We start from the raw sequence: 25,604 nt of genomic DNA, 5'->3' as shown, positions 1-25,604 counted from the left end.
AGGATGATCGAGGTTGCCGATCTCCGGATCAGCTTCTCCAGCGCCGAGGTGGTGAAGGGCGTCGCCTTCGAGGTCGCCCGGGGCGAGACGTTCGGCATCGTCGGCGAGAGCGGGTCGGGCAAGTCCACGGTGCTGCGCGCCATGTCGGGCCTCAACGAGAGCTGGGACGGCCGCATCCTCTTCAACGGCGAGGCCGTTCCCAAGCGCCGCTCGCGCGAGTTCTTCCGCAAGGTGCAGATGGTGTTTCAGGATCCGTTCGGATCGTTGCACCCGCGCCAGACGATCGACCGTATCCTGTCGGAGATCCTGCTGGTCAACCGCATCGGGGAAATCGACCGCCGTATCAACAAGGCGTTGTCGGATGTGGCGCTTCCGCAGACGGCGCGCTTCCGCTATCCCCACCAGCTTTCCGGCGGTCAGCGCCAGCGTGTGGCGATCGCGCGCGCGCTTATCGCGGAACCGAAGGTGCTGCTGCTCGATGAACCGACCTCCGCGCTCGATGTGTCGGTGCAGGCGGAAGTGCTGAACCTGCTCGCCGACCTGCGTGAGGAGCACGGCCTGACCTATGTGATGGTCAGTCACAACCTCGCCGTCATTTCGCATCTATGTGCTCGCGTGGGCGTGATGCAGAACGGTCTCATGGTCGAGCAGACGAGCGTTGAGGATCTGCGGGCGGGCAATGTGAGCCATCCGCACACACAGGAATTGCGTCGGCTGAGCGTGGAACTGGAGGACGTGCCGGCGGAACCGTCGAGCGTGTCGCAGGCCAAGCCGGGCGCATAAGGAACAATCACGGTGAACGAGTTGAACTGGAAAGCCGCCCAGGCAGCGGCGGAGCGCGCGGTTACGAGCTGGGACGGCACATCGCCCGGCGGCGCGGTGATCGGTTTCGATGGCCGTGACATTCGCTTCCAGACCGCCGCGGGGCTGGCGAGCCTTGCGACCCGCGCGCCTTTTACCGCCGACACCGTCGTGCGCTACGCCTCCGTCACAAAGCATGTCTTCGCCAGCTTCGTTCTCGCCCATCCCGAAGCGATTTCGCTCGAGGATCCGCTTGCCCGGCATCTTCCGCGGCTGCAGCCGGCTCTGGGCGATATCACCGTTGGGCGCGCGCTCGACATGTCCGGCGGCGTGCCCGACACGCGCGAATGCCTGACCCTCATCGGCCATTCCATCTTCACCGAGACGAAGGCGGCTCCGCTTCTCGCGTTTCATGCGGCCATGCGGCGGGCGAACTATCCCGCCGGCACGGAAGTTCACTATTCGAACGGCGGCTACCGACTGGTGGAGGCTGCCATGCAGGGGCACGGCCTGGCCTTCGACGATTTCGTCGGCACCGAAATCCGCGATGGTCTCGGCCTCGCGATGCGGGCCATGGAGATGTGGACGGATCCGCTTGAAGGTCTCGCGCCGGGCTACTGGCGCGACGGCGAGGGCTGGCGCGTCGGGCTTCAGGGCATGCATCTGTCGGCGGCTGGCAGTCTGGCCGGAAGCGCGCACGCGCTGGCCCTGTGGGCTCAGGCGCTCCTGCGCGGCGAAGGACATTTCGAAGGACGGCTCTCCGCGCTGACGGCACGTCGGTATCTGGCCGACGGCCGGCCGACCGATTACGGGCTCGGAATGCGCCGGCAGATGGTCGGTGGAGCCGAGCTCGTCGGTCACGGAGGATCTCAGCCGGGATACAAGACCTATTTTCTGATCGATCCGCGCACGTCGAGCGGGTGTGTCATTGTCACCAATCGCGATGACGTCAACACAAGCGAAATCGCCCAGACCGTCATGGCGGCGCTCCTGAACGAAACTCTGCCACGCACCGGTTCGACCCTGCGTCCGGGGCTCTATGTCGGCGAGACCGGGGGCGACTGGATGGAGGTCGCAGACACGAGCGCGGCACGGCTTGACGACGAGGTCGCGCTCTACCCTGCCGGCGAGGGCTGGGTCGACAGTCTCTCGCCGACATCCCATCTGCGCCTGCGTATGGACGGCGAGGCGATCGTCGGCGAGGCGGGGCATTCTCCGGTACGCTACCAGCCGGTCTTCCCTGTTCGCGAAATGCCGTCAGACCTGGAAGGGGAATGGCGCGCGCCCGATTTTTCCGCATGCCTCACCATCCGCGGCGGCGCCGTGGAGATGGGGGCGGGCCCGACGCGCCAGCAGATGCCATTGCGTCCGCTTGGCGATGGACGCTGTCTCTTCACGCTTCGGGACGGGCCGTGGTCCAGGCGTATCTGCCTCAACACGCTGGCACCCGATCGCATCGAACTGGCGCTGTCGCGAGCGCGTATGATCGAGTACGTGCGCGCGTCCTGAGCGCTCGATCCTATTTTTTGGGGGGTGGCTGAACTCTAAAGCCGCATCGCCTGAATGATCGCCGGGCCCATGATCACCGCGAAGAGCACCGGCAGGAAGAACACGATCATCGGCACCGTGAGCTGCGGCGGCAGGGCGGCGGCCTTCTTTTCGGCAAGCTGCATGCGTTCGTTGCGGTTCTCGTCCGCCATGACGCGGAGCGAGGTGCCTAGCGGCGTGCCGTAGCGCTCCGCCTGGATGAGCGACGTCGAAACCGCCTTCACCCCTTCCAGGCCTGTGCGCGCGGCCAGGTTCTCGTAGGCCTTGCGCCGCTCCTGCAGGTAGGAGAGTTCGGCGTTGGTCAGCGCCAGTTCCTCAGCCAGCGGCACCGACTGGGCGCCGATTTCTTCCGCCACCTTGCGAAAGGCGGCTTCGATCGACATGCCTGCTTCCACGCAGATCAGCATCAGATCAAGCGCATCCGGCCACGCGATCCGGATCGACTGCTGCCGTTTCTTGGTGCGGTTGGAAACGTAGATGTTGGGCGCATAGAAGCCCAGCATCGCGACCATCAGCGAGAAGGCGATCTTGATGCCGGCGGGGTGGCCTGTCTTGAAGACCACGAAAAAGTAGAGCAACGACAACACGAACAGGATGATCGGCACGACCACGCGGGCGAACAGGAACGTATAGAGTGCCTGCTGGCCGCGCAGGCCGGCGACGCGCAGCTTCGCCACCGTCTTTTCGTCGACCAGGGCATCCTTCAGGTTCAGCCGGTCGACGAAATTGCGCAGGTTCTGCTTCGGCTCGTGGCGCAGGGAGACCTTGGCTTTTTCGGCGGCCGCCAGCCGGGAGCGTTCGCGCGCGCGCATCTCCTCGCGCTCCAGGGCCACGCTCTTCATCCGCTTCTTCAGCGTGCTGCCTTCGAAGGCGGGCAGGGCGATGGTGACGATCGTCGCCGCTACCGCCAGCGTCGTCAGCGCCGCGATAAGGAACTGCTCGTTGAGCAGCATGTTCATGATCGAGTTCATGATACCCTCCGCTCAGATCTCGAAATTGATCATGCGCCGCATGATCATGACGCCGCAGAACATCCAGAAACCGGCAAGACCGAGGATGATCTTGCCGACGGGCTCGATGAACAGGATCGCGATGTAGCCGGGGCTGGTGATGTAGATGAGTGCGGCGACGATCACCGGCAGAGACCCGATGATACCGGCGGACGCCTTGGCCTCCATCGAGACAGCCTGGATCTTGCCGCGCATGCGCTTCCTGTCGCGCAGCACCTTGGACAGGTTGCCGAGCGCTTCGGAGAGGTTGCCGCCGGCTTGCGACTGGATGGCGATGACGATGGCGAAGAAATTGGCTTCGGGTGTCGGCATGCGCTCGGGAAGCTTGGCGACGGCCTCCGAAATCGGAACGCCCATCGCCTGGGCTTCCACGATCCGGCGGAATTCCGTTTTCACCGGCTCGCGCGCCTCCATCGAGATCACCCGCATGCAGTCGCTGAGCGGGAGGCCGGCCTTGATGCCGCGCACGATGACGTCGACCGCGTTCGGCAACTCCTCCAGGAAGGCCTTTATCCGTCGCTTGCGAAGGAAATTGACGTACCAGCGCGGCATGCCGAGGCCGCCGACGATCGCGGCGCCCCCCACCACCAGAAGCGGCATCCCCTGCAGCAGGGCGAGCAGGGCGAGGACGGCGCCGACCGCGACGCTGATCAGCGTGAACTGGCGGCGCGACCACGTCAGCCCGGCTTGCTGGATCCGCGTCATCAGCCCGGGTTCGTTTGATTTCTTGGCCTTTGTCTTCTGCCGCTGCTCGATTTCCTTGAGCGAATCCTGGATCGATTTGCGGCGCTTGTCGGCGTCATGGACGTTGCGCCGGTCGGCCACCACCTGGGTGCGCGATGTCGCCGCCTGGGCCACGCGCTTCGACTGCCGGGTATCGCCGGAGATCTGCGGTTGCAGGAGCGCATAGAGCACGCCGCCCGTGGCGAGGACGACGAGGCCGACAACGGCGATGATGGTTACTTCCGGCGAAAACATGATCGGTTCCTGGATCGGTGCGACGCGAAGGCCTGCCTTCTGCGTGCCGCACGCGGCGATGTCCTTCCTCGTTGGCGCGGTTTTGCGGAAACCGGCCGAAAGTCTCTAGATCGAGCGGCCCGCGCCCGGGCGCGCCTCAAGCCGTTTCGCTATCGACCACCTCTGCTGCGTCAAGGGCTGCGGCGAGACGGGAGTCCTCGCCGAAATAGCGTGCCTGGTCCCAGAATTTCGGCCGGCCGATGCCGGTCGACTTGTGCCGGCCGATGATCTTGCCGTTGGCGTCCTCGCCCACGATTTCGTAGACGAACACGTCCTGGGTAACGATCACATCGCCTTCCATGCCGACCACTTCCGTGATGTGTGTGATGCGACGCGAGCCGTCGCGCAGGCGCGCCGCCTGCACGATGACGTCGACGGAGGCGACGATCATCTCGCGGATCGTGCGCGAGGGCAGTGCGTAGCCGCCCATGGTGATCATCGATTCGAGACGCGACAGCGCCTCGCGCGGGCTATTGGCGTGCAACGTACCCATCGAGCCGTCGTGACCGGTGTTCATGGCCTGGAGGAGGTCGAAGGCCTCCGGGCCGCGCACCTCGCCGACGATGATGCGTTCTGGCCGCATGCGCAGGCAGTTCTTGACCAGGTCGCGCATGGTCACCTGGCCCTCGCCCTCCAGATTGGGCGGGCGCGTTTCCAGCCGCACCACATGGGGCTGCTGGAGTTGCAGTTCCGCCGCATCCTCGCAGGTGATGACGCGTTCATCGGTGTCGATGTAGTTGGTCATGCAGTTCAGCAGCGTCGTCTTGCCCGAACCGGTACCGCCGGAAATCAGCACATTGCAGCGCGACTTGCCGATGACCTGCAGCACCACGCCGCCTTCCGGTGTGATCGAGCCGAAGCGGACGAGCTGGTCGAGCGTCAGCTTGTCCTTCTTGAACTTGCGGATTGTGAGGGCGGGCCCGTCGATCGCCAGCGGTGGCGCGATGACATTGACGCGCGAGCCGTCGGGAAGGCGCGCGTCGCAGATAGGGCTCGCCTCGTCGACGCGGCGGCCGACCTGGGAAACGATCCTCTGACAGATGTTCATCAGCTGCTGGTTGTCGCGGAAGCGGATCGGCGTCTGGTGAACCTTGCCCTCGGTTTCGATGTAGACCGTCTCCGCGCCGTTCACCATGATGTCGGCGATGTCGTCGCGCGCCAGCAGCGGTTCCAGCGGGCCGTAGCCCAGCACGTCGTTGCAGATGTCGTCGAGCAGGTCCTCCTGCTCGGCGATCGACATCACCACGTTTTTCAGCGCGATGATGTCGTTGACGATGTCTCGGATTTCCTCGCGCGCCGATTCCGGGTCGAGCTTGGCAAGCTGTGACAGGTCGATCGTGTCGATCAGCGCGGAGAAGATCGAGGTCTTGGTGTCGTAATATTCTTCCGAACGTCCCCGCTGACCCGTGGCCTTGGGAGGCTCCGGCGGGCGGGGCTGCGAGGCCGCATCCAGCCGGCTTGTTTCCGAGGAAGACGGGATAGACGCCGCTTCCACACGGGGCGCGGGTTTGGGCGCGACCGAGGCTGCGGCTCTCTGGCCCGCCCCCATGTCATCCTTGGTGCCGAAACTGCCGCGTTTGCCGAACATCTAGAGACTTCCCCCTGTCGCCGCGCCGCCTAGGAGCGGCCGCGCAACTTCTGCAAGAGCGGCGTCAACGCCGAGCGCCGACGCGATTGGTGTATTTCCCTGCGACCGGTGGTGATCTGGGCGATCGCCTTGATCGTCTCGCAGACCTCGCTCTTGCCGCCGAGTTCGGCGATCATCTGGCCATTGTTGGCGGCTGTTCCGAAGAGCTGCGGATCGAAGGGGATCGAAGCTCCGATCGTCAGCTCCAGCGCCTCGGCGAAATCTGCCGGCTTGATTTCGGGTCGCTTCGGGACCCCGACCCGGTTCAACACCAGATGCGGCGCGTGGTCGTTCGGACGCAGCTGACGCAGCTTGTCGGCCAGGTTCTTGCCGTTTCGCAGATTTGCGAGATCGGGTTCGGCGACGATCACCACCTCGTCGGCCGCGCCGAGCATCTTCTGCACCCAGCTCGTCCACATGTGCGGCACGTCACACACGACCGTCGGGACGCCCTGGCGCATGATGTCGATGAGCTGCGAGAAATCGTCTTCCTTGAAGTCGTAGGCGCGTTCCAGTGCCGCGGGTGCCGCCAGGATGGACAGATGCTCGCTGCACTTGGACAGCAGCCGGTCGAACAGCATGTCGTCGAGACGATCGGGTGTGGAGACGGCTTCCAGCACGCCCTGCAAGGGATCCTGGTTGAAGTCGAGGCCGGCCGTGCCGAAGGGCAGGTCGAAATCGGCAAGCACCACGTCGGTTTCAAGACTGCGGGCGATCGACCAGGAGACGTTGTGCGCGATGGTCGAGGCCCCGCAGCCGCCCTTGGCGCCGATGAAGGCGATGGTGCGCCCCAGCGGGGAGCCTTCCGGATCGCCGAAGATCTCGCTGATCGCTGCGATGACGTCGAACAGATCGATCGGAGCGACGAGGTATTCGCTGACCCCGCGCCGCATCAGGTCGCGATAGAGTTCGATGTCGTTGGTCTCGCCGACGACAACCACCTTCGTTCCCGCGTCGCAGACCTCGGCCAGCGCATCCAGGCCATCGGTCAGCGTGACCAGCGCGCCGCGCATCTCCAGGATGATCAGGTTGGGCGTGGGTGCGGAACGGTAGAAGTCGACCGCGGCCGCGATGCCGCCCATGTGTACCTTGGTGTGCGCCTTGGCCATGCGGCGGTCTTCCGACGCCTGCTCGATGGCCTGCGCGACGCCCGGCGTTTCGCAGAACGCCTGAATGGAGACACGCGGCACCGGACGCAAGTCGAGGCCGTCGGCCCGCGCCGGGCCTTGTCCACCGCCATCCGAATAGGTGTCGTCGGCAGGGGTGTCGAGCGCTGCAGTCTGATGCGCCAATTCGTTCATCTCAACTAACCTCAGTTGCCGACGTCACTGACTTTCGCGCCGACGCCTTCGGTGTACTTGCCGCTCGGCGTCGTGCCGGCGCGATATTTCTCGGAGACCGTGTCACGGCGGGCCCTGTCGGCCGGTCCCATCTCGCGCGGCCTCAGCAGATCGACCGGATCGTCAACCATCGCGGCAAGATTGCTCTGCGTCGCGCAGCCGAAATCGGGATGATCCGCATTGTTGAACTGGTTGCTCAGTGATTCCGTCCACCGGCCGCAGGCATGAACGGCCGCCTTCACCTTGGGATAGGCGAGGCGGACCGGTGCGATCGCAGCCGGGTCATCGACCGGATAGGCGCGGATGGAGACGTTCTGAGGCGCGATGCCGGATCTTGCCAGGGCGTGGCGCAACTGACCGGCGACCGAATGGGCCGCGGCCTCGTTCCCGGACCCGGACGGCACCAGGATCTCGATGTGACGGGCGCCGCTGCGCCGGGCTTCATGCGCGAAATCCGATGCGGCGCGCTCCATCGAACGCGACAACCGGCGGGTTTCCACGCCCACCGGAATGTCGAAGGTTTCCGCCTGTTCCGAGATCACGATCGGATGGCGCAGCCGGTAATCGTTCATCGCCAGGTTTTCGCCCGTGGGGGCGGTCTGGCAGCCGGCCGACAGCAGGACGAGGCCGGCGGCGGCGGCAAGCAGCGCCGCACGCGGCACGCGCGCTGACCGGTGCCGGGATACGGCCGGCGCTTCTTGAGCAAATGCCATGCTGCTGTCCTCACTCATAGATGAACCCGACCTGGCCCTGATAGGAGCCGGTGGGGGCCGCCGGATCGGCTCGGTAGACGCGGTTCAGGCGGTCGAAGAAAAGCGATTCCGCATCGCTTGCCGGCGCCAGGTTCTTGTCCGGGCGAGCCAGCTTGGCGGGAGAGGTCGGCTTGACGATGTAGGGCGTGACGAAGACGACGAGTTCGGTCTGGTTGCGCTGGTAGTCCCGGCTCTTGAACAGCGCGCCGAGGATCGGGAGCTTTGCAAGCCCGGGAACCGACTTCAGCGTGTCCTCGAAATTGTCGCGCAACAGTCCCGCCATCACGAGGGCGCCGCCGGAGGGCAGTTCGACCGTCGATTCCGCGCGCCGCACCTTCAGCGCCTGGATGGTCAGGCCACTGATGTCGATCGATCCGTCGCTGGTCAACTCGCTGACTTCGGTCTTGACGCGCAAACTGATGCGGCCGCCGGACAGGACGATCGGCGTGAAGTCGAGCCCGACACCGAACGGCTTGAACTCGATAGAGATCTTGTTGTTGTCCTGGGCAACCGGGATCGGGTACTCGCCGCCAACGAGGAAGCTCGCATTTTCGCCGGAGATCGCGGTCAGTGTCGGCTCGGCGAGCGTGCGCACGACGCCGTCTTCCTGCAACGCTTGCAGCTTTGCCTGGATACTGGTCGACCCCTTGGAAAACCCGAGCGATGCCTCGGCCGTATCCAGCAGCGTGCTGTTGAAACCGGTATATCCCAGACTATAGGCGCCGGTGCCGATGGAGACGCTGTCGAAGTTGATGCCGAGCCGTTTGACGAGCGTGCGTTCCACTTCTGCGATGGTCACCTTCAGGAACACCTGCTCCTTGCCCATCACATTCAGCATGTTGATGACGTTCGACTTGTCGCCGTCACCGGACCCGGAATAGCCCTTGGCGATCTCGATCGCCTTCTGTGAATCGAGCGGGGTCAGCACGGTGCCGGAGAGGATGATGGCGTTGTTGGCGACCTCGACATGCACGTTTGAGCCCGGCACCAGCCGGGTGATCAGGTTGTTGAGTTCGCTGGTGTCCTGGGCGACGGTGAGATCCAGGCTGGCGATCTGGCGCCCGCCGGCGCCGAACAGAAACAGGTTGGCCTGGCCGGCCTTGACGCCGAGCACGAAGACACGATGCGGGGTCCGCACGACAGCATCGGCGATGGTGGGGTCAGACACCATCACGTCGGCCACCGCGTCGCCGGTCTCGACCACGACGGAACGGCCGATACCCACCGAGAGCGGAGCGGCCATGGTGCCCTGGCCGGCCGCGATGCGCACCTTTTTGGGGAACGCGTTTCCGGCATCGGCCGGCGCGCCGGTTGCAATGAGCCCCGCCATGGCGAGGCCCAGGGCAACCAGGAGCCCCTTCAATAGCGCTCCGCGGACCATCGGTTCACTCCTTCGTGCGCGGGTTCATCCCGCGTGGATTCTTGCCGCGTGCGGGATCATTCCCGCGTGGATTCCTGCCCCAACGCGGGACTATTCCCGCGTGGATTCCTGCGTTGTGACGCCGAACCTGACGAAGTTCACGCCGCCATCGCTGGTGGTCACCGCCTCGTCGTCGCCGGCGATGGAGTCCTCGGCGCTGCGCAGGGTCAGCGCGATGGTGCCCAACTGCTGGGATTCGGTGATGATCTCCGCCTGGGTCGGGTCGAGTTCGAGCGTTGCCGTCCGGTTCGGCGGCAGCGACTTCTCGTCGTTCTCGCTCTTCGTCTTGGTGTCGATGGCGAGCACCCGCACGTTTTGCAGGATTGTCCGGCTGACCGCCCCGGAAGAACCGCGACGGCCGGATTTGGTCAGGATCACGTCGACATGGTCGCCGGGCAGGATGAAGCCGCCGGCCGTGGTGACCGCTTCCACGGAAACCGCCACGGCGCGTTTGCCCTTCGGCAGGATCGACGACATGAAGCCGCGGTCGGTCTTGATCAGGCGCTGTTCGCGGATCGGTTCGCCGGAAAAGACGGGGGCCTTGGCGATGCGCCCGGCCATGTCCGTCAGCGCGTCCGGGCGGTTCTGGCGGGTGATGAAACCGTCGGCGACGCTGCCCTTCGGCCAGGGCTCCCATGACATGTCGCCGGCTTTCAGCATCGAGCCGAGCGGGATGTCGCTGGAGGCGATCAGTACGTCGGTCGTGTCGATCACGGATTTGAGCTGCACCGTCTCCACGGGTTCGGGCGCAGGGGCGGACATGTTCATCATCAGCCTTGCGGCGATCAGCCCAGCTCCCAGTGCAACGCCCAAGACGGCAATACGCGCCAACTTCATCGCCAGGTTCCCATCCGTTCATTTCGACGCGACAAAAGGCATACGTCGCCAGGTCGCCTCGACGGGTTCAAGTTTCAACGGAAAATGGATAAAACATAGTTAATCGCGGGAGATGAACTGCAAATAGTAAAAATTGCCGGCCAGTTGTTAAATTCTGTTAAGCAATCTAATCTTCCAGAATTTATTGTATTAAATTTTTATTAATAAGATGATTGTTGTTCAATTTGCCGCATTAATTTCAAGATTAATGAAGAAGCCCCAGCCAGATTGTCTGCGGGTAGAGCACCAGGCCGGCAGCCGACAGGGCCATGCCATAGGGGATTCCGTCCTTGAGGTCATGCAGGCGGACGATCCAGGGGAGGCGAATGGCCGCGGGCGGTATCGGAACATTGCGAAAGCCGAGCAGGCCGAGCGTTAGCGCGCCCCCGAAAAGCGATGCGAGAACAACGAATGCGAGGAGCTGTGGCAGGCCGAGCCAAAGGGCGATGGCGACCGAGAGCTTGGCATCGCCGCCGCCGACCCAGCCGAAAGCGAACATGGCGAAGGCGACAACCAGCATGATCGCGCCGGCCAGCAGGTGCTCGGCCCATGTCGCGGGATCCCAGCCGGTGACGAACGGGATGGCGACAAGAAAGAGCGCGATGAGGGCGAGCGAAAACCGGTTGGAAATCGTCATCGTCATCATGTCGCTGATCCCGGCAAAAACCACGAGCAGCGGAAAGGCGAAGAAGAGAATCTGCGCAAGCATGACCTGAACCGCATTGTCGAACCTAGGGAAGAAATTACCCGCAAGGCACTGAAGATCGCGTTAACCAGACAGCGCGACTTCCCCAGAGGCGATTTGAAAACGGCCTGTCCGGAAACGAAAACGGGTGGCACCTGGCCACCCGTTTTTTGACTGCTCTTTACAAACGGTTCGGTGTTTTCCGTTTGGAGTCGCCGTCTTGGCGGCGGCTCCACGGAACTGACGAAACCATGACGCCCGCAATGGCGTCGATCGATTACTGCAGCTTATCAGACACCGACTTGAACGTCGTGTTCAGGTTAGTCCCGAGCGTGGTCAGGATGGTGATGATGGCGACGGAAATGAGCGCCGCGATCAGGCCGTACTCGATCGCGGTGGCGCCGGACTCGTCCTTCACGAAACGGGCGAAAAGGGTCTTCATTGGTATGCTCCTACATCCACGTGGTTTTGACAGCACCTGTTCGGCGGGCTTGTTTTTCTTTGCCGCTCGAAACTGAGGGGAACACTATGGATCAGTTGTTTCAATCAAGTTAATCGACCAGGTGCTTTTGCAATTCAGCAATGCATTAGAGGCTATGGTTAAGAAACGGTAGCTTGTGTATCGAGTTGCCGAAAGGAGTGCTGGCTTTGCTAAAGGCGAAGACGTGAAAATATTACTATATTTTTACTATAATTATCGGAAGCTCATTAGTGGGTTGTTAAGCATGCGCTATTGTCCAGTATATCCTCGATATGGCGCGCAACGGCGCAGGCAGCCCGATCGACGCCTTGACCGGCATGCCGCGAAGCTCTCGTTAGCCATTCCTTCACCAAGAAGGCGCAACATCCGTTCCACTTAGACCTGAAGCTCAAGTGGAGAGATCCATGCGTTGCACTCACTTGCGGATATTGCCTGTCGTTGGCATCCTCCTCGCGGCAGCGCTGCCGGCTTGGGCGGATGGCGTGGTGTCCGTGGTGACCGATCGCGCCAAGGTCTTCCGGATCGACGAACCGGCCGACACGATCATTGTCGGCAATCCGGCCATCGCCGACGTGACGATGCATGACCGCACCACGCTGGTCATCACAGGCAAGTCCTTCGGGTCGACCAATCTCGTCATCCTCAACAAGGCGGGCGATCCGATCATCGACGAAGTGATCCAGGTCGAGCCGCAAGCCTCATCCGTGGTGACGGTGACCCGGGCCGGAGCGAGCTACAGCTATGGCTGTTCGCCGATCTGCAAACCCTATCCGAGCATCGGCGATTCCAAGGAATTCTTCGACGATACCTACGCCCAGATCGGCAAGCGAAGGGCCTTGTCCGAAGGAGGCGGGGCGGCCGCCGATCAGTAGGTCCGGGCGCACAGCCGCATTCGAGCGGCGGCCCGCGTTACCGCCCGGTCACGGAGCTGGTGTCGCATCGCAATACTTGAAGAATGCACCGGGTTGGAAACGGATCTGCAAGGTTATCTAGGCAATTTGAACAGGGTGATGGTCATCGTTTCGCCTGTCTGCGCGTAACCAGGCCATCCGGCCCGCAGGTGGCCGCCGGCAAGATGGCCGGCGAAGACGAGGCGTTGAGGATGAAACGAGCCGGTCCGTCCGTTCCCGCATCCGCCCGCCGGCTTTCGCCGGCACGGCTGGTGATGCGGCGTGTTGCGGACCTGACGCGTCGCGGCCGCCGCGACGAGACCGGTGCCACGGCGATCGAGTTCGCCATGGTGGCGGCGCCGTTCTTCGCGCTCATTCTCGGTATCACCGAAATCGGTCTGATGTTCTTCGCCGGACGCATTCTCGATAACGCGACCGCCGATGCCGCCCGCCTGATCCGCACGGGCCAGGCCTATTCCCAGTCCTTCGACGGCGCCAAGTTCAAGACGCAGATCATGGACAGGCTTCCCGGCTTCTTTTCCGCTGACAGGCTCTCGATTGACGTTCAGACCTTCACGTCATTTGCCGGGATCTCGCTTTCCGACCCGATCGAGAAAGACAAATTGAAGGATGCCGACTTCAGCTATGTCAATGCCGGCGCCTCGCAGATCGTCGTCGTGCGGGTGTTTTATCGCTGGCCGATGATGACCTCCTATCTGGGTGTCAACTTCGCCGACCTCAGCGACGGCAGTCGTCTGCTCGGTGCGGTCCAGGCTTTCCGCACAGAACCTTTCCCGGAAACGAAGAACGGCGGGGGCTCGTCATGACCTGCGTCGCTCCCGAAGGAAGCCGCCGTGCGAAAGCGATTGCACGCTTCGCGCGCTGCCAAAGCGGCATCGCGGCAGTGGAATTCGCGCTTGTGCTGCCGGTGCTGATCCTGCTGCTGCTGGGATCTTCGGAGCTGACCCGGGCGCTCACCTATGACCGCAAGGTTACCCAGGTGGCTTTCACCGTTGGCGATCTCGTCGCCCAGAGTGACAGCGTCAGCGCCACCGACATGACCGACATCTTCGAAGCCTCCGATGCGGTGATGCAGCCTTACGAGGCCACCGGGCTTGGCATGATCGTCTCCAGCGTCAGCTTCGACGAGGATTCCAAGGCCAAGGTCGAATGGAGCTGCGCGAGCGGAAGTACGGCATGGACCACCGGGGGCGCTCCGCCAATCGAGATACCCGCCAGCCTGCAGCTGGCAAACACCTCGCTGATTGTCTCGGTATCCTCCTACCCCTACAAGCCGATCTTCACCGCGATCATCCCCAGCTCCATCGACATGGGCGAGACGTTCTATCTGCGCCCGCGTCTCGTCGATACGATACCCGATCCCGGCTGTTGAGCTCGAATAGGCGGTTGCGGCCGGTTCTGGGCGCAATGCCCCGCTCCGTCGTTCTGCCGAGCGAGGCTTCACCAAGGCCGATGAGGCTCGACGCTTCCTGCCCCGGCATGATAATGCAGTGCGAAATCATGCCGCATGCGGTGCGGTAAACCGTCCCAGAACGAGGCGTGCGCAATGGCCGGAAACAAGACCTATGACGAGATAGCCGTTGGCGACTCGGCAAGTATCTCCAGAGTGTGCACTGCAAACGATCTCTATATCTTCGCCAACGCCTCGGGAAATCTGAACCCGCTCAACCTGCCCGATTTCGATCACGATGGCGATGGTCGCAAGGACAGGGCGCTCGCCCCGTCCATGTGGGTCGGCGCTCTGGTTTCGGCTGTGCTTGGAAATATCCTGCCCGGTCCAGGCACGATCTACCGCTCTCAGCATTTCGACTTTCTCGACCGCGCCCAGGTCGGCGACACGCTGACGGTAACGGTCACCGTGGTGGCCAAGGAGCCGGCCAATCTCATCCGTGTCGCCACCAAGGTGGAGACGACCGGCGGACGGCTTGTGGCGGAAGGTGAGGGGGTCGTGGAGGCGCCGACGCGCAAGATCGTGTTCGCGGCGCATGAGGTCCCGCAGATCCTGGTCGAACGCCATCAGCATTTCGATCGTCTCATCGCGCGTGCCCAGATGCTGGAGCCGCTGGCGACCGCCGTCGTGTGGCCGGACGACGACGCCTCACTCGGCGGCGCGCTGATGGCGGCCGAAGCCGGTCTCATCCGTCCGATCCTGATCGGTCGCCGTGCCTCGATCGAGGCGCTTGCCGCGCGTCTCGGGCAGTCGCTCGCGGCATGCGAGATCGTGGAGACGGAAGGCGACGTCGAGGCGGCCAGGAAGGCCGTGAGCCTTGTCCACGAGGGACGGGCGGGCGCGGTGATGAAGGGCCATCTCCACACCGACACGCTGTTGAAGCCGGTGGTTTCGCGCGACGGCGGCTTGCGCGCCACACGCCGCATCTCCCATGCCTTCATCATGGATGTGCCCGGCCGTGTCGCGCCGCTGATCATTTCCGATGCGGCGATCAATATCGCCCCCGACCTCGACACCAAGGTCGACATTACCCAGAATGCCATCGATCTCGCCCGCGCCATGGGCATCGAGACGCCCAAGGTCGGCATCCTGTCGGCGGTGGAGACGGTCAACCCGGCCATTCCCTCCACGCTCGACGCCGCCATTCTCTCCAAGATGGCGGAACGAGGTCAGATCACGGGGGGGATTGTCGACGGTCCGCTTGCCATGGACAATGCGGTCGACGTCAACGCCGCACGCACCAAGGGTATTACCTCGCTGGTTGCCGGCCACGCCGACGTGCTGATCATGCCGAACATGGAAGCCGGCAACATGCTGGCCAAGGAATTGACCTTTATCGCCCATGCCCAGGCAGCCGGCGTCGTTCTGGGCGCCCGCGTTCCGGTCATTCTGACCAGCCGGGCCGACGATGATCGGGCGAGGCTCGCATCGTGCGCGCTTGCCCTGCTTTACACGCACTGGCAACGCACCGGCGTTGCCGCCAGGGACAAAGAGGAGGAATTCGTCATGACTTCGGGAACGGGGCATTCCGTCGGTGGCAGTGAACCTGCCGGTCAGGGTACCGTCTGATATGAGGAGCAGCGTTCTGGTTCTTAACGCTGGCTCGTCGAGCATCAAGTTTGCGCTCTACGCGGTCGCTCATGTGACGATCGATGCGGTGGAGATCTGCCGCGGCAAGGTGACCGGCATCGGAACGACGCCCGCCTTCGACGCCGAATCCGGCGACGGGCAGGGGCTTTCGCATCGTCCGCTCGATCCCTCCGGCATTTCCGATCATGCCTCGGCACTCGCCGTCATTCTCGACTTCCTCCACGAGGCGTTCCCCGATCAGAAGGTCGACGCGGTCGGCCATCGCGTCGTGCACGGCGGTCCCCATCACTTCCAGCCGCTGCTCTTGACCGAGGCGAACGAGGCAGAACTCGATCTCTGCGCGGCCCTTGCCCCCCTTCATGCGCCGCACAACATGGCCGGTATCCGCGCCGCCCAGGCGGCCTTTCCCGCAGTCCCGCAGATCGCGTGTTTCGATACCGCCTTTCATCGCCACCATCCGTGGGTGAGCGACACCTTCGCACTGCCGCGAAACTATTTTGACGAGGGCGTGCGCCGCTACGGCTTCCACGGTCTGTCCTATGAATATGTGAGCCAGAAGCTGCGCGAGATCGCTCCCGACGTCGCGCAGGGTCGCGTTATCGTCGGTCACCTGGGCGCGGGCGCTTCCATTTGTGGCATTCGCGAAGGGCGCAGCGTCTGCTCATCGATGGGCTTCACCGCCCTTGATGGCCTGCCGATGGGAACGCGCTGCGGCCAGATCGATCCTGGCGTATTGCTTTATCTGCTCGGCGAGAAGGGCATGTCGGTCGAAGAGGTGACGGACCTGCTCTATAACAAGTCCGGCCTTCTGGGTCTGTCGGGTATCAGCTCCGACATGCGCACCCTGGAGAAAAGCGACGATCCGCGCGCACGTGAGGCGATAGACTATTTCGCCCACCGCATCCGGCGCGAGATCGGCGCCCTCGCGGCCGTGATCGGCGGCGTTGACGCGCTCGTCTTCACCGGCGGTATCGGCGAGAATTCGCCCTTGCTGCGCGAGATCGTCTGTCAGGAACTCGGCTGGCTGGGATTTGCCCTCGACGAGGAAAAGAACGCCGCCAACGAGATCGAAATCGCGGCGCCGTCAAGCGTGCGCTGCTTCGCGATCCCGACCAACGAGGAAATCGTTATCGCCCGCCATACGGCGCGTCTCGCCGGCTACGCCAGTAGCGCAGCCTGAGACGCGGCGCGATCCACCACGTGAGCGGCACGGATAGGACAAGGCTCGACGCGATGACGATGGGCAGCACGGTCATCGCGTGCACCTTGAGCGTCGGAATCAGCAGCGTCGCGATTATCCCCAGGCCGAAAAGAACTGCGTTTACCTGCGGGTAGACGAGACCCGCAATCGCTGTCTTGGTCCGCATGGTTTGGCTCCTTGCCGGTTCTGGTATGTGTTTGTCGCGGGCATGACGTTCTTCCTCTTACGAAGGGAGGGGGGACAGGAACACTGTCCGCGACATGCTATGGGAAGATAACGTGGGAGGGCTCGGCCGGTTCCGCATCGCGCCTGGCTTATGCAGGTCGGGGGAACGGGATCTCTGCACTGGACAACCGAGCAGCATGTCCCGGCGCGCGGCGTTGCGACACGCGCGACTACGCCGGCCCAAAACACGCTATTGCAGTGCGAAGGCGTGCAGGAGAACGGTGTAGCTGTCGCGCGTTACCGCGACGAAGCCGCCTGAAAACGCAGGTTCGGTCGCGTCATAGGCCTCGGGTTCGGCGGCGAGCAGATCGAAGAGCGCCGCACGGATGAGGGATTTCAGGTCTTCGGGCAGGTTCGCACGCACCACCTGCGGGGGATGCGGAATCGGGTCCGATTGCCAGATGATGCGGATCGCGTCCATGTCGAGTCGCCCTTGCGCGACCATCCGCCGAAGCGGGCCGAGGCTGTAGCCCTCGCCGCGTTCCCCGGCGAGGCTCGACCACGCGAAGGCGGCGTCATAGTCGCCGCGCAGCATGGCGGCGATTGCGGTTTGCGGTCCTTCGGCATGGTTCTGCGCCGAGAAATAATGCGCCGTATCGATACCCTGGCCGCGCAGCACAGCGATCGGCACCATGTAGCCGCTCACCGATCCCGGCTCGGAGAAGATCACCCGCTTGCCCTTCAGGTCGCCCAGTCGGTTGATGGCGACACTGGTGCGGGCGACGGCGATCGCGCGATAGTCACGGGTGCCATCGGCGGCCTGCGGTGCTGCTAGCGGCTCCAGACAGCGGCACAGCGCCCAGCCGGAGGCGAAAGCGCTGGCGCTCATGCGGGCATAATCCACCCGGCCATTGACGATGGCATCGATCAGCGCGCGCATGTCGCGTGCCGGCACCAGCTTGACCGGCAGCCCGAGCGTTTCCTGCATGTGGGCGCGAAAGGGCTCCGCCATCGTCAATTCGCGTTCCTCCCCGCCCGGCGAGAGCACGCCGATGCGCAGGGAGCGAACCTGGCTGCGCCAGTCGGTTTGGGGCGGTTCGGAAAGTCCGGCCCCGGCCTTGCCCGGCTCCTGCGCCCGGGCACCGCCGGCCGCGCAAAACGCCAGCACGGCAAGCGCCATGAGCGCTGCCGCTGCGCCTGTCGGGTGGAAGGTCGGGTGCCGTGCCATCCTAGTGCGACAGGACCAGCGAAGCGCCGGAAAAGACGAGGAACCCGCCGACCGCCTTGTTGAGGGTCCGGCCGATGGCCGTCTGGTTGATGACCCCGCTCAGGAGCTTCCCGGCCGCGACGTAGATCGCGATCGCAACCGTTTCCAGGCACAGGAACGTACCGCCGATCCACAGGAACTGCGGCGCGACCGGCTGTGCAAGATCGAGAAACTGGGGGAAGACCGCGGTGAAGATCGCGATCGCCTTGGGATTGGTGATGGCGATCAGGAAGTCGCGGCGCGCCAGCGCGCGAATGTTGCGTTCCTCGTGCGGGTGCGCCGTATCGATGCGTGCGCGCCACATGTGGATGCCCACATAGACGAGATAGGCGGCACCGACATACTTGATGATCGAAAAGGCGACGGCCGAGGTCGCCAAGGCCGCGCCGAGGCCGACCGCGGTAAGGGCGATCAGAAACGCGAAGGCGGGTAGCCGGCCGAGCGCGGCGAGGAACCCCGCCCAGAAGCCAAGCCGCGCTCCGGTTGCGAAGGCGGTGATATTGTTGGGCCCCGGCGCCATGTTGAGCGCGAAGCAGGCCGGGATGAACAAGAGCCAGGACATGGCCGGTTTCCTTGAAAGACTGCGCAACAGCGCGCGGCCCCTCATGCCCCCAAACCACGGGCTTCGCAAGATCGTTTGCGGGCCTTCGCGCGGATATGTCCTGTCGGCAGGGCGTCGGGGACGCCATGCCGGGGGTCGGATGGTATTCGGATCCTTCGCGGCTGCCCTCAGGCGCCCTCGAACCCGCTCAGCACGTTGACGCAGTTCACGCCCAGCGCATCGATGGCGTAGCCGCCTTCCATGACGAACAGCGTCGGCAGTCCGAGCTTGGCGATGCGCTCTCCGACACGGATGAAGTCATCGCTGACGAGCTTGAACTTGGAGATCGGATCGTTCTCGAACGGATCGAGCCCCAGCGAGACGACGAGCGTGTCGGTGCCGAAGGACGCGGCCCGCGCGCAGGCCTCGTCCAGCGAAGCGCTCCAGCCCGACCAGTCGGTGCCAAGCGGCATCGGCCAGTTGAAGTTGCAGCCTTCGCCCTCGCCCTCTCCGACTTCGTCGGCGTAGCCGAGGAAATAGGGGAACTCGTCAGCCGGGTCGGCATGCAGCGACAGGAACTGCACGTCCCCGCGTTCATAGAAGATCTGCTGCGTGCCGTTGCCGTGATGGTAGTCGACATCGAGGATGGTGACGCGCTCGGCCCCCTCGTCACGCAGATACTGCGCGGCAATCGCCGCGTTGTTCAGGAAACAGTAGCCGCCGAAGCGGTCGGTCATGGCATGGTGTCCCGGCGGGCGGCAGAGCGCGAAGGCGACGGGGGCGCCTTGCGCGATCATCTTCGCCGCCGTCAGCGCCGTGTCGGCGCTGATCTTCGCCGCTTCCCAGCTCATTGGACCGATCGGCGTGCCCGCATCGAAGGAATAGCGCCCGAGCAGCCCGTCGACATGGCGCGGGGTGACGTCGGAGCGCAGCCCGTGTGTCGGCCAGATGAAGGGAAACGCCTCGCCGGTGCGCCCCGCGGCTTCATGCAGTGCGCGAAAGCCCTCCATGAAATCGAGATAGTCCTTCGTGTGGACACGCTCCAGCGGCGCGCGTCCGAAGGCGCTCGGCTCGATGATGTCTCCGAGCCCTACCTCGAGAATGCGGTCGCGGACATATTCGGCGCGTGCCGGCAGTTCCACCGCCGCGCGCATTTCCCCATCGGAAAGTTCCTTTGAGGGCGTGTGCAGAAGCTGACGTTCCGAGAAAACCGATTTCATGTTGTTACTCTTGAAAGGCTATTTGGGTGCGCCTTCCGGGGTAGCGCATCCGGAATTGGCCGGCGAGTGGAATCTGCCCGCTCAGGCAGGCTTTTCGTCGCGTGTCTCCGGCGGCGGTTTGGGCGCGGCGCGAAGCAGCCGCTGGTAGAGAGCGCCTATCCCGATCAGCACGAAGCCGAGGCCGATGAACGAGACCGCGCGCCAGATGCCGGTCAGGCTGCCCATGTCGATGAGGAAGACCTTGACCACCACCAGAGCGACGACGGCGGCGGACGCCAGCCGGACAGAGCGGGACCGGGTGAAGACGCCAGCGATCAGCAACGCGATGCCGAGAACCAGCCACACGGCGGAATAGGTGTAGAGTTCCCCATCGCCGGTCAGACCCCAGTCGAGCCTCGGGCGATGGAACAGCGCGCGCACCTCCAGCGTCACCCAGGCAAACAGCATGACGAGCGACAGCACGGCGGCGCTCGTCACATATGCCTTCGGTCGTTTGCCGCGCGCCTGCCAGACGAGGGTGGCCAGCATCACGGCTGGCAACAGGTAGGCGGGGATCAGCACGTTGAAGAGTGCGTTCGTTCCGATCTCCTCACCGCTCGCCATTGGGTTCAGCACGATGAGGTTCACCAGAGCGATCATCGCAAAGCCGACGAAGCTGGCCAGCATGGAGGCGATGTCGAAGACCCGCCCTCCGGCCCGGCCCTGAAGTTTCTGAAGTCCGATCGCGGCGGCAAGCGCCAGCAGCGTGTGCAGGCTTCCCTCCGCCAGCGTGTCGGCGGAAGCGCGCATGTCGCCGCCGTTCATCAGGTGATGGATCTGCATGGCGACGGTGGCGAGTGCGAAGACGATCGTCAGCGCCTCGAAGATCGCCTGCGGAAGATCGCGGTCGCGACGGGCAAGCAGCCACGCGGTCGCGGCGAAGGCGATCGTCGGCACGCCGTAGCCGTAAAGCAGCCAGTTGAAGATCGGCGTGGTGCCGAGAGCCGCGCCGGCAATGGTCGGATCGTCGGCGATGAAAAGGCAGCAGCCAGCCGCCACTGCCACCGCCAGCCAGCGCAGTACCGGCGAGGGTTTGCGCGTTTCCACCCAGGCGATGCCGCTGGTCAGCAGCGCGAGGCCGATCACCAGCCAGCCTTCGTGCAGCAGGATCGCCATTCCTGTCACGAGTGCCGCGATGGTCGCGATGGCATAGGCGGAGACGGCGAGATCGCGGGTGAAGGAAAGACGCGGCAGCCGCGTTTCGAAAAAGGCAGTGACGCCGGCGAAAGCGGCGGCGAGCGCGAGGGCGGAAAGCCCGAAGGCGGTTTCCAGTCCCGCCGTATCGGTTCTCAGATAGGAAACGGCGAAAACGCCGAGCGGTCCTGCCGTGCCGGCCGCCGCCAATGCCCAGCGCCCGGCGGACCGCCATGTGCCGACGAGCCCGGCGACGCCCAGCAGCAGCCCGATCGCAAGCCCGAAATGCAGATGAGCGGTTGTTCGCGGATTGAGCAGCGCGCTGGCGATGACCGGATCCGAGGCGATGTCGGGCGCGAACGAAGCCGGAGCGATTGGTACCTCGAACGTGAGATGGGCAAAAGCACCGAGGACAGCGGCGGCAAGGGCGCCGGCCGCAACGGCTGGCCATTCGCTCGCCATCACCAGCAAGGCGGCCATGACGATGAAGAGCGTGGCAACAGATACCGTGCCGAAGGCGTCGATCTGCAGGAGATAGAGAGCCGGCAGCGCATGGGCGGCGAGAATGGCGCTCACCATCCAGTCCGGCTTCACCTCCTCGGTTTCCGGATTTCGCGGATAGAGGTTCACCACGAAGAAGAAGCCGGCCAGCGCCAGCGCGCCGATATCGTAGATGGCGAGATATCCCGCATCGGCGGGCACGCCAAGCGCGCTCAGCACATGCGCCCAGGCGACCGCGCACGCGGCTCCCGCGATCGCCAGCCAGCGCCAGCGGCGGATGCGGGCGACAGCATAGGTCGCGAGCGTGACGAACAGGCCGTAGAAGACGACCGGCGCAAGCGCGGGCTCATCGGAGGAAACGAGGAACGGCACCGCATAGGAGGCGACAAGCCCGACACTGGCGACCGCCGGTCCGTGCAGCAGCGAGGCGGCGAGGGTGAGCAGCGCAACAGCGCCCAGCAGCACGAACGCGGCGGCCGGGCCGATCAGTCCGTAAAGCGCGTGGGCGGCATAGGCGCTGGCAAAGGCCGATGTGATGCCGGCGAGCGTCAGGATGCCGGGGATATAGGCGCGCGCGTCGCCCGCCTCGGCCGGGTCGTCTTCCGCGGTGCGCCGTCGCCGCCATTCGCCAAGACCGATCAGCAGCGCGGCGAAGACGCCACCCGCCAGAACCCGCACAATCGGTGGCAGAAGCCCCGCCTCGATGGAATAACGCACGAGAAAGATGCCGCCGAGGACGAGCGCCAGACCGCCGATCCAGACCGTCCAGTTGGCGCCAAAACGCATCTCGAAGGAAGAACCTCCGGCCCCTGCGTTTCCCTCCGTGCCGTTTTCGCGCATGGCTGTATCTTGTGCGGAAACAGACGCAGCGGCCATGGCGGGAACCCGCGCGCGGGCCCTGTCCGCCGGAGTGAGAGGCGCCCTGTCGGGAGCGAGGAACGGAGGAAAGGCCGTTGGCGGCGGGGAGGCAGGCGAAACCGAAGCCGAACCGGTGTCGGGTTCTTCGTTCGGTTTCTGCTTTTCCGCGGACGGCTCCTCGCGCGCATGGCTGGATGCGGCGCTGCCCTCGGCGCGCGCTGGCGGCACTTGCGACCTGCGAAGGGAGGCGATATCGCTTTCGAGTTGCATCACCCGCCGGCCCAGGTCGGCGGTCCGCAGCCAGGCGACAAAGCCCAGTAGCGCCGCAACGACGATGGCGAGTAGAGCAAGACCGATCAGCGTGATTGCAGTTTCCAAGACACCCCTCCAGACGTTGCCCCAACGGGACAGCGGCGTTCAGATAAGCCACTTTGGCAAACCGGCGCAAGGTGATACGCCCGGACAGCAAAATGCTGCCCCGGCAAGGGCGAGGTGACACAAGTGCCGTGGTCGGATCGCGAAAAGTCCCGCCGGGCCTGCGCTGTTACGTGGTTGCGGGGAAGAGCATGCAAGTCTCGCTGGCGTGCGCGTAAAGACGACCGTCGCTGTCCTTGAGGGTCGCCTCCGCCGTTGCCGTGCGCTTGCCGCGATGGACGGTCTTGCCCTCGCAAAGGAGTTCTCCGGTTGTGTCGAAAACCGGGCGGGTGCAGTTCACCTTGAATTCCAGTGTCGTATAGCTTTCCCCCGGATTGAGGGTGGTCTGGACCGCGCAGCCGAGCGCGGAATCGAGCAATGTGGCCAGCCAGCCACCATGCACGGTGCCAAGCGGGTTGTAGAAATCGAAGCTCGGCTGCCCGGCAAAGAGGGCGTATCCCTCCTCCACTTGCCTTAGATCGAAGGCCATGGTGCGGGTGATCGGCGGGGCGGGAAAGCGGCGATCGATCATCGCCCGGAGGATCTCCAGCCCGCTCATCCCTTCGCACTCCGCGCGCGACACCACGCCGTACTGCATTTCTGCGGGCTTGTTCATCTGCATTCCTCCCAATTATGTGCTGTTACACCCTATCTTGTCATTCTTGCCTGTTCTTCCAGGTGCGTCTAGTGTCCATGTGTAACGGCACATAAATGGGCCACTTCGCGATGAGCGACGATCTCAACTGCACCTGCTATCGCCTGCGCCGGGCCGACCGCCGTCTGTCGCGTCTCTACGAGGCGGCGCTGGCCGATACCGGCGTCTCGATCGTCCAGTTCGCGGTCTTCGCGGAACTTGAGCGGCTCGGCGGGTTGGGCATCAGTGCCCTGGCCAAACGGCTTGGCACCGATCGGACCACGATGACACGCACGCTCGATCGCATGGAGGGGCTTGGCTGGGTGGCCGTGCAAAAGGCCGACGACGCCCGCCTCCAGCGCCATGTGGTCACCGAAGCGGGGCGCAAGGTCTTCCGCGACGCCTGGCGCGGCTGGCGCCGTACCGAGACCGCCATCGCCAAGGCCATGGGCGGCGAGCGTCTGGCCCTGCTGTGGGAGCTGCTGGGCGAGGCGGAAAAAGCCGCGCGCGCCGCGAATGTGGCGGCCGAATAGGGCGCGGCTTCTGGCAAGTCGGCTATCGCTTCATCATGCGCGACGCTCAGTACCCGGTCGCACGATCGACCACGTTGATGAGGCCTTCGCCGGCCTCGAACGCCTGGATGCGCTCGGCCACGTAGTGAGACAGCGTCTGCGGATCAGAGTCGGCCGCCACGTGCGGCGTCGCGTAGACCTTTGGATGCGTCCACAAAGGAGAGGGGGCGGGAAGCGGCTCGGTCTCGAAAACATCGAGAGAGCAGGCGGCCAGCGTGCCGTCATCGAGCGCGCGCACGATATCTGCCTCCACCTGCGATGCGCCACGGCCGGCGTTGACGAGCACCGGAGCATCGCAACCCGGGTGGCGCTTGCCGTCGGTGGAGAGCTTCGAGAGCAGTCTGTAGTCGATGAGCCCGCGCGTGTCCTGCGTCAGCGGCAGCAGATTGACCAGGATGTCGGTGCGCTTGAGCATATCGTCAAGCCCGTCCGCGCCGCTGAAGGAACGGATGCCGTCGATTTCCTTGGGCGACCGGCTCCAGCCGGCGACCTGAAAACCGAGACGTGACAGGTGTGTCGCGGCATCCCTGCCCAGTACGCCGAGCCCCATGATGCCGACCCGCACCGCGCTTGCCGCCGGCTGGTCGTGGGGCTGCCACAGCCGCTGGTGTTGTTGCGCGTGGTAGGTTCGGTGCTTGCGATGATGCAGCAAGACCTGCAGCACGATCCATTCGCTCATGCGCATGGTGAGATCGGGATCGACGATCCGCACGATCGGTACATCCGGCAGGTCGGGGGTCTGCAACAGATGATCGACCCCGGCGCCGAGCGAGAAGATGACTTCCAGATTGGTGAGTGAGGCGAGCAGGTCGCTATCCGGCTTCCAGGCGAGCAGATAACGGATTTCGGCCGGATTCCCCGTCGTTTCGGGGTGGCAGCGGACGTCGTGGCCGGGCAAAAGGTTGGAGAAGCGGGAGGACCAGCTTTCGCTGTCCCAACCGTGCACGGCAATCAGAAGTGCCATTTGTCTGTCCGTCGTTCGAAGAAAACGGCCCGGTCCTGACTGGACCGGGCATGCGGGCGGGCGGACAATCTAGGCCGGACGGCGGCGGCTGCCAACCGCCCGCGGGGATCGAAAGACCATTGCGGGCGGTCAGCGAGGGCGGTGACGTTACTCCACGACAGAGAGCGAGACGTCGATATTGCCGCGTGTGGCGTTGGAATAGGGGCAGACCTCGTGCGCCTTTGCGACGAGTTCTTCCAGCGTCGCCTTGTCGAGACCCGGGGCGGATGCCGAAAGCGCGACTTCCAGCCCGAATCCGCCCTCAGAGCGCTGGCCGATGCCGACAGTTGCCGTGATCGCGGTTTCCGGCGGCAGCTTCACCTTGGCCTGTCCCGCCATCAACTTCAGCGCCGAAAGGAAGCAGGCCGCGTAGCCGGTGGCAAAGAGCTGCTCGGGATTGGTGCCCTCGCCACCCGCGCCGCCAAGTTCCTTCGGCGTGACGAGCTTCACCTCGAGCGAGCCATCCAGGCTTTTTGCGGAACCATCGCGGCCACCGGTGGCTTTGGATGCGGTGCGGTACATTACGTTCAGCGACATGACGTTGTCC

The 25,604-nt window shown here is 64.3% G+C and carries 25 protein-coding genes; 8 read left to right on the top strand and 17 right to left on the bottom strand.

Annotation, left to right across the window (positions count from 1 at the left end; all coding sequences use genetic code 11):
- The first annotated feature begins 3 nt into the window (after positions 1–3).
- Positions 4–783: an ABC transporter ATP-binding protein gene (locus C8N35_RS03745; protein ID WP_107989060.1), complete on the top strand. Its 780-nt coding sequence runs from the start codon at positions 4–6 to the stop codon at positions 781–783.
- Between the two features lie 12 nt (positions 784–795).
- A complete protein-coding gene (locus C8N35_RS03740; protein ID WP_170122013.1) occupies positions 796–2,310 on the top strand; it encodes a serine hydrolase domain-containing protein in 1,515 nt (504 codons plus the stop codon).
- Positions 2,311–2,345: 35 nt separating this feature from the next.
- On the opposite strand, the gene C8N35_RS03735 is transcribed toward C8N35_RS03740, so the two are convergent.
- The 9 genes from C8N35_RS03735 to C8N35_RS03695 all read right to left on the bottom strand — a co-directional run bounded on the left by C8N35_RS03735 (position 2,346) and on the right by C8N35_RS03695 (position 11,518).
- The gene (locus C8N35_RS03735) at positions 2,346–3,323 is read right to left on the bottom strand and encodes a type II secretion system F family protein (RefSeq protein WP_428977098.1); all 978 of its coding nucleotides are present in this window, start codon (positions 3,321–3,323) and stop codon (positions 2,346–2,348) included.
- A 9-nt stretch (positions 3,324–3,332) separates the two neighbouring features.
- A complete protein-coding gene (locus tag C8N35_RS03730) occupies positions 3,333–4,337 on the bottom strand; it encodes a type II secretion system F family protein (protein WP_107988244.1) in 1,005 nt (334 codons plus the stop codon).
- Positions 4,338–4,473: 136 nt separating this feature from the next.
- Complete coding sequence (locus C8N35_RS03725) at positions 4,474–5,964, bottom strand: TadA family conjugal transfer-associated ATPase (RefSeq protein ID WP_245926647.1); 1,491 nt, start codon at positions 5,962–5,964, stop codon at positions 4,474–4,476.
- Positions 5,965–5,993: 29 nt separating this feature from the next.
- On the bottom strand, positions 5,994–7,304 hold the full coding sequence (locus tag C8N35_RS03720) for a CtpF protein (protein WP_245926646.1): 1,311 nt from the start codon (positions 7,302–7,304) through the stop codon (positions 5,994–5,996).
- Positions 7,305–7,315: 11 nt separating this feature from the next.
- Positions 7,316–8,056, bottom strand: coding sequence for a CpaD family pilus assembly protein (locus C8N35_RS03715; RefSeq protein ID WP_107988243.1), 741 nt, complete (start codon positions 8,054–8,056; stop codon positions 7,316–7,318).
- A 10-nt stretch (positions 8,057–8,066) separates the two neighbouring features.
- A complete protein-coding gene (locus tag C8N35_RS03710; RefSeq protein ID WP_107988242.1) occupies positions 8,067–9,476 on the bottom strand; it encodes a type II and III secretion system protein family protein in 1,410 nt (469 codons plus the stop codon).
- 90 nt (positions 9,477–9,566) lie between these two features.
- Positions 9,567–10,352 (bottom strand): Flp pilus assembly protein CpaB, encoded by a 786-nt coding sequence (gene cpaB, locus C8N35_RS03705; protein ID WP_107988241.1) that lies wholly within the window; start codon positions 10,350–10,352, stop codon positions 9,567–9,569.
- A 244-nt stretch (positions 10,353–10,596) separates the two neighbouring features.
- Positions 10,597–11,100 carry an A24 family peptidase gene (locus C8N35_RS03700; RefSeq protein ID WP_107988240.1) on the bottom strand — a complete coding sequence of 168 codons (504 nt, stop codon included), beginning with the start codon at positions 11,098–11,100 and terminating at the stop codon, positions 10,597–10,599.
- A 253-nt stretch (positions 11,101–11,353) separates the two neighbouring features.
- Complete coding sequence (locus tag C8N35_RS03695) at positions 11,354–11,518, bottom strand: Flp family type IVb pilin (protein WP_107988239.1); 165 nt, start codon at positions 11,516–11,518, stop codon at positions 11,354–11,356.
- 443 nt (positions 11,519–11,961) lie between these two features.
- On the opposite strand from C8N35_RS03695, the gene C8N35_RS03690 reads away from it, so the two are divergent.
- The 5 genes from C8N35_RS03690 to C8N35_RS03670 all read left to right on the top strand — a co-directional run bounded on the left by C8N35_RS03690 (position 11,962) and on the right by C8N35_RS03670 (position 16,688).
- Entirely contained in the window at positions 11,962–12,429 is a 468-nt protein-coding gene (locus C8N35_RS03690) for a pilus assembly protein N-terminal domain-containing protein (protein ID WP_107988238.1), read from the top strand.
- Between the two features lie 230 nt (positions 12,430–12,659).
- Positions 12,660–13,274, top strand: coding sequence for a TadE/TadG family type IV pilus assembly protein (locus C8N35_RS03685; protein WP_170122012.1), 615 nt, complete (start codon positions 12,660–12,662; stop codon positions 13,272–13,274).
- Positions 13,271–13,840: a TadE/TadG family type IV pilus assembly protein gene (locus C8N35_RS03680; RefSeq protein ID WP_107988236.1), complete on the top strand. Its 570-nt coding sequence runs from the start codon at positions 13,271–13,273 to the stop codon at positions 13,838–13,840. The genes C8N35_RS03685 and C8N35_RS03680 overlap by 4 nt, the downstream gene beginning before the upstream one ends.
- A 174-nt stretch (positions 13,841–14,014) precedes the next feature.
- The gene (locus C8N35_RS03675) at positions 14,015–15,487 is read left to right on the top strand and encodes a bifunctional enoyl-CoA hydratase/phosphate acetyltransferase (RefSeq protein WP_107988235.1); all 1,473 of its coding nucleotides are present in this window, start codon (positions 14,015–14,017) and stop codon (positions 15,485–15,487) included.
- Position 15,488: 1 nt separating this feature from the next.
- On the top strand, positions 15,489–16,688 hold the full coding sequence (locus C8N35_RS03670; RefSeq protein WP_107988234.1) for an acetate/propionate family kinase: 1,200 nt from the start codon (positions 15,489–15,491) through the stop codon (positions 16,686–16,688).
- Here C8N35_RS03670 and C8N35_RS03665 read toward each other — a convergent pair.
- The 6 genes from C8N35_RS03665 to C8N35_RS03640 form a co-directional block, all read right to left on the bottom strand.
- The gene (locus C8N35_RS03665) at positions 16,636–16,875 is read right to left on the bottom strand and encodes a hypothetical protein (protein ID WP_107988233.1); all 240 of its coding nucleotides are present in this window, start codon (positions 16,873–16,875) and stop codon (positions 16,636–16,638) included. The two genes, C8N35_RS03670 and C8N35_RS03665, sit on opposite strands and share 53 nt — an antisense overlap.
- Positions 16,876–17,124: 249 nt before the next feature.
- On the bottom strand, positions 17,125–18,102 hold the full coding sequence (gene phnD / locus C8N35_RS03660) for a phosphate/phosphite/phosphonate ABC transporter substrate-binding protein (RefSeq protein WP_107988232.1): 978 nt from the start codon (positions 18,100–18,102) through the stop codon (positions 17,125–17,127).
- 1 nt (position 18,103) lies between these two features.
- On the bottom strand, positions 18,104–18,703 hold the full coding sequence (locus C8N35_RS03655; protein WP_107988231.1) for a LysE family translocator: 600 nt from the start codon (positions 18,701–18,703) through the stop codon (positions 18,104–18,106).
- Positions 18,704–18,870: 167 nt separating this feature from the next.
- Complete coding sequence (locus tag C8N35_RS03650) at positions 18,871–19,902, bottom strand: histone deacetylase family protein (RefSeq protein WP_107988230.1); 1,032 nt, start codon at positions 19,900–19,902, stop codon at positions 18,871–18,873.
- Between the two features lie 81 nt (positions 19,903–19,983).
- Entirely contained in the window at positions 19,984–22,812 is a 2,829-nt protein-coding gene (locus tag C8N35_RS03645) for a DUF2339 domain-containing protein (protein WP_107988229.1), read from the bottom strand.
- A gap of 166 nt (positions 22,813–22,978) precedes the next feature.
- Positions 22,979–23,464 carry a PaaI family thioesterase gene (locus C8N35_RS03640; protein ID WP_107988228.1) on the bottom strand — a complete coding sequence of 162 codons (486 nt, stop codon included), beginning with the start codon at positions 23,462–23,464 and terminating at the stop codon, positions 22,979–22,981.
- Positions 23,465–23,574: 110 nt separating this feature from the next.
- On the opposite strand from C8N35_RS03640, the gene C8N35_RS03635 reads away from it, so the two are divergent.
- The gene (locus C8N35_RS03635; RefSeq protein ID WP_170122011.1) at positions 23,575–24,015 is read left to right on the top strand and encodes a MarR family winged helix-turn-helix transcriptional regulator; all 441 of its coding nucleotides are present in this window, start codon (positions 23,575–23,577) and stop codon (positions 24,013–24,015) included.
- Positions 24,016–24,061: 46 nt separating this feature from the next.
- Here C8N35_RS03635 and C8N35_RS03630 read toward each other — a convergent pair whose 3' ends face one another.
- Positions 24,062–25,018 carry a 2-hydroxyacid dehydrogenase gene (locus C8N35_RS03630; protein ID WP_107988226.1) on the bottom strand — a complete coding sequence of 319 codons (957 nt, stop codon included), beginning with the start codon at positions 25,016–25,018 and terminating at the stop codon, positions 24,062–24,064.
- 147 nt (positions 25,019–25,165) lie between these two features.
- On the bottom strand, positions 25,166–25,594 hold the full coding sequence (locus C8N35_RS03625) for an organic hydroperoxide resistance protein (protein ID WP_107988225.1): 429 nt from the start codon (positions 25,592–25,594) through the stop codon (positions 25,166–25,168).
- Between the last annotated feature and the right edge of the window lie 10 nt (positions 25,595–25,604).

The sequence above is a fragment of the Breoghania corrubedonensis genome, from assembly GCF_003053845.1.
Classification (GTDB): Bacteria; Pseudomonadota; Alphaproteobacteria; order Rhizobiales; family Stappiaceae; genus Breoghania; species Breoghania corrubedonensis.
The sequence above is the reverse complement of the archived record's forward strand: the minus strand, read 5'-3'. Positions and strand labels throughout refer to the sequence as shown.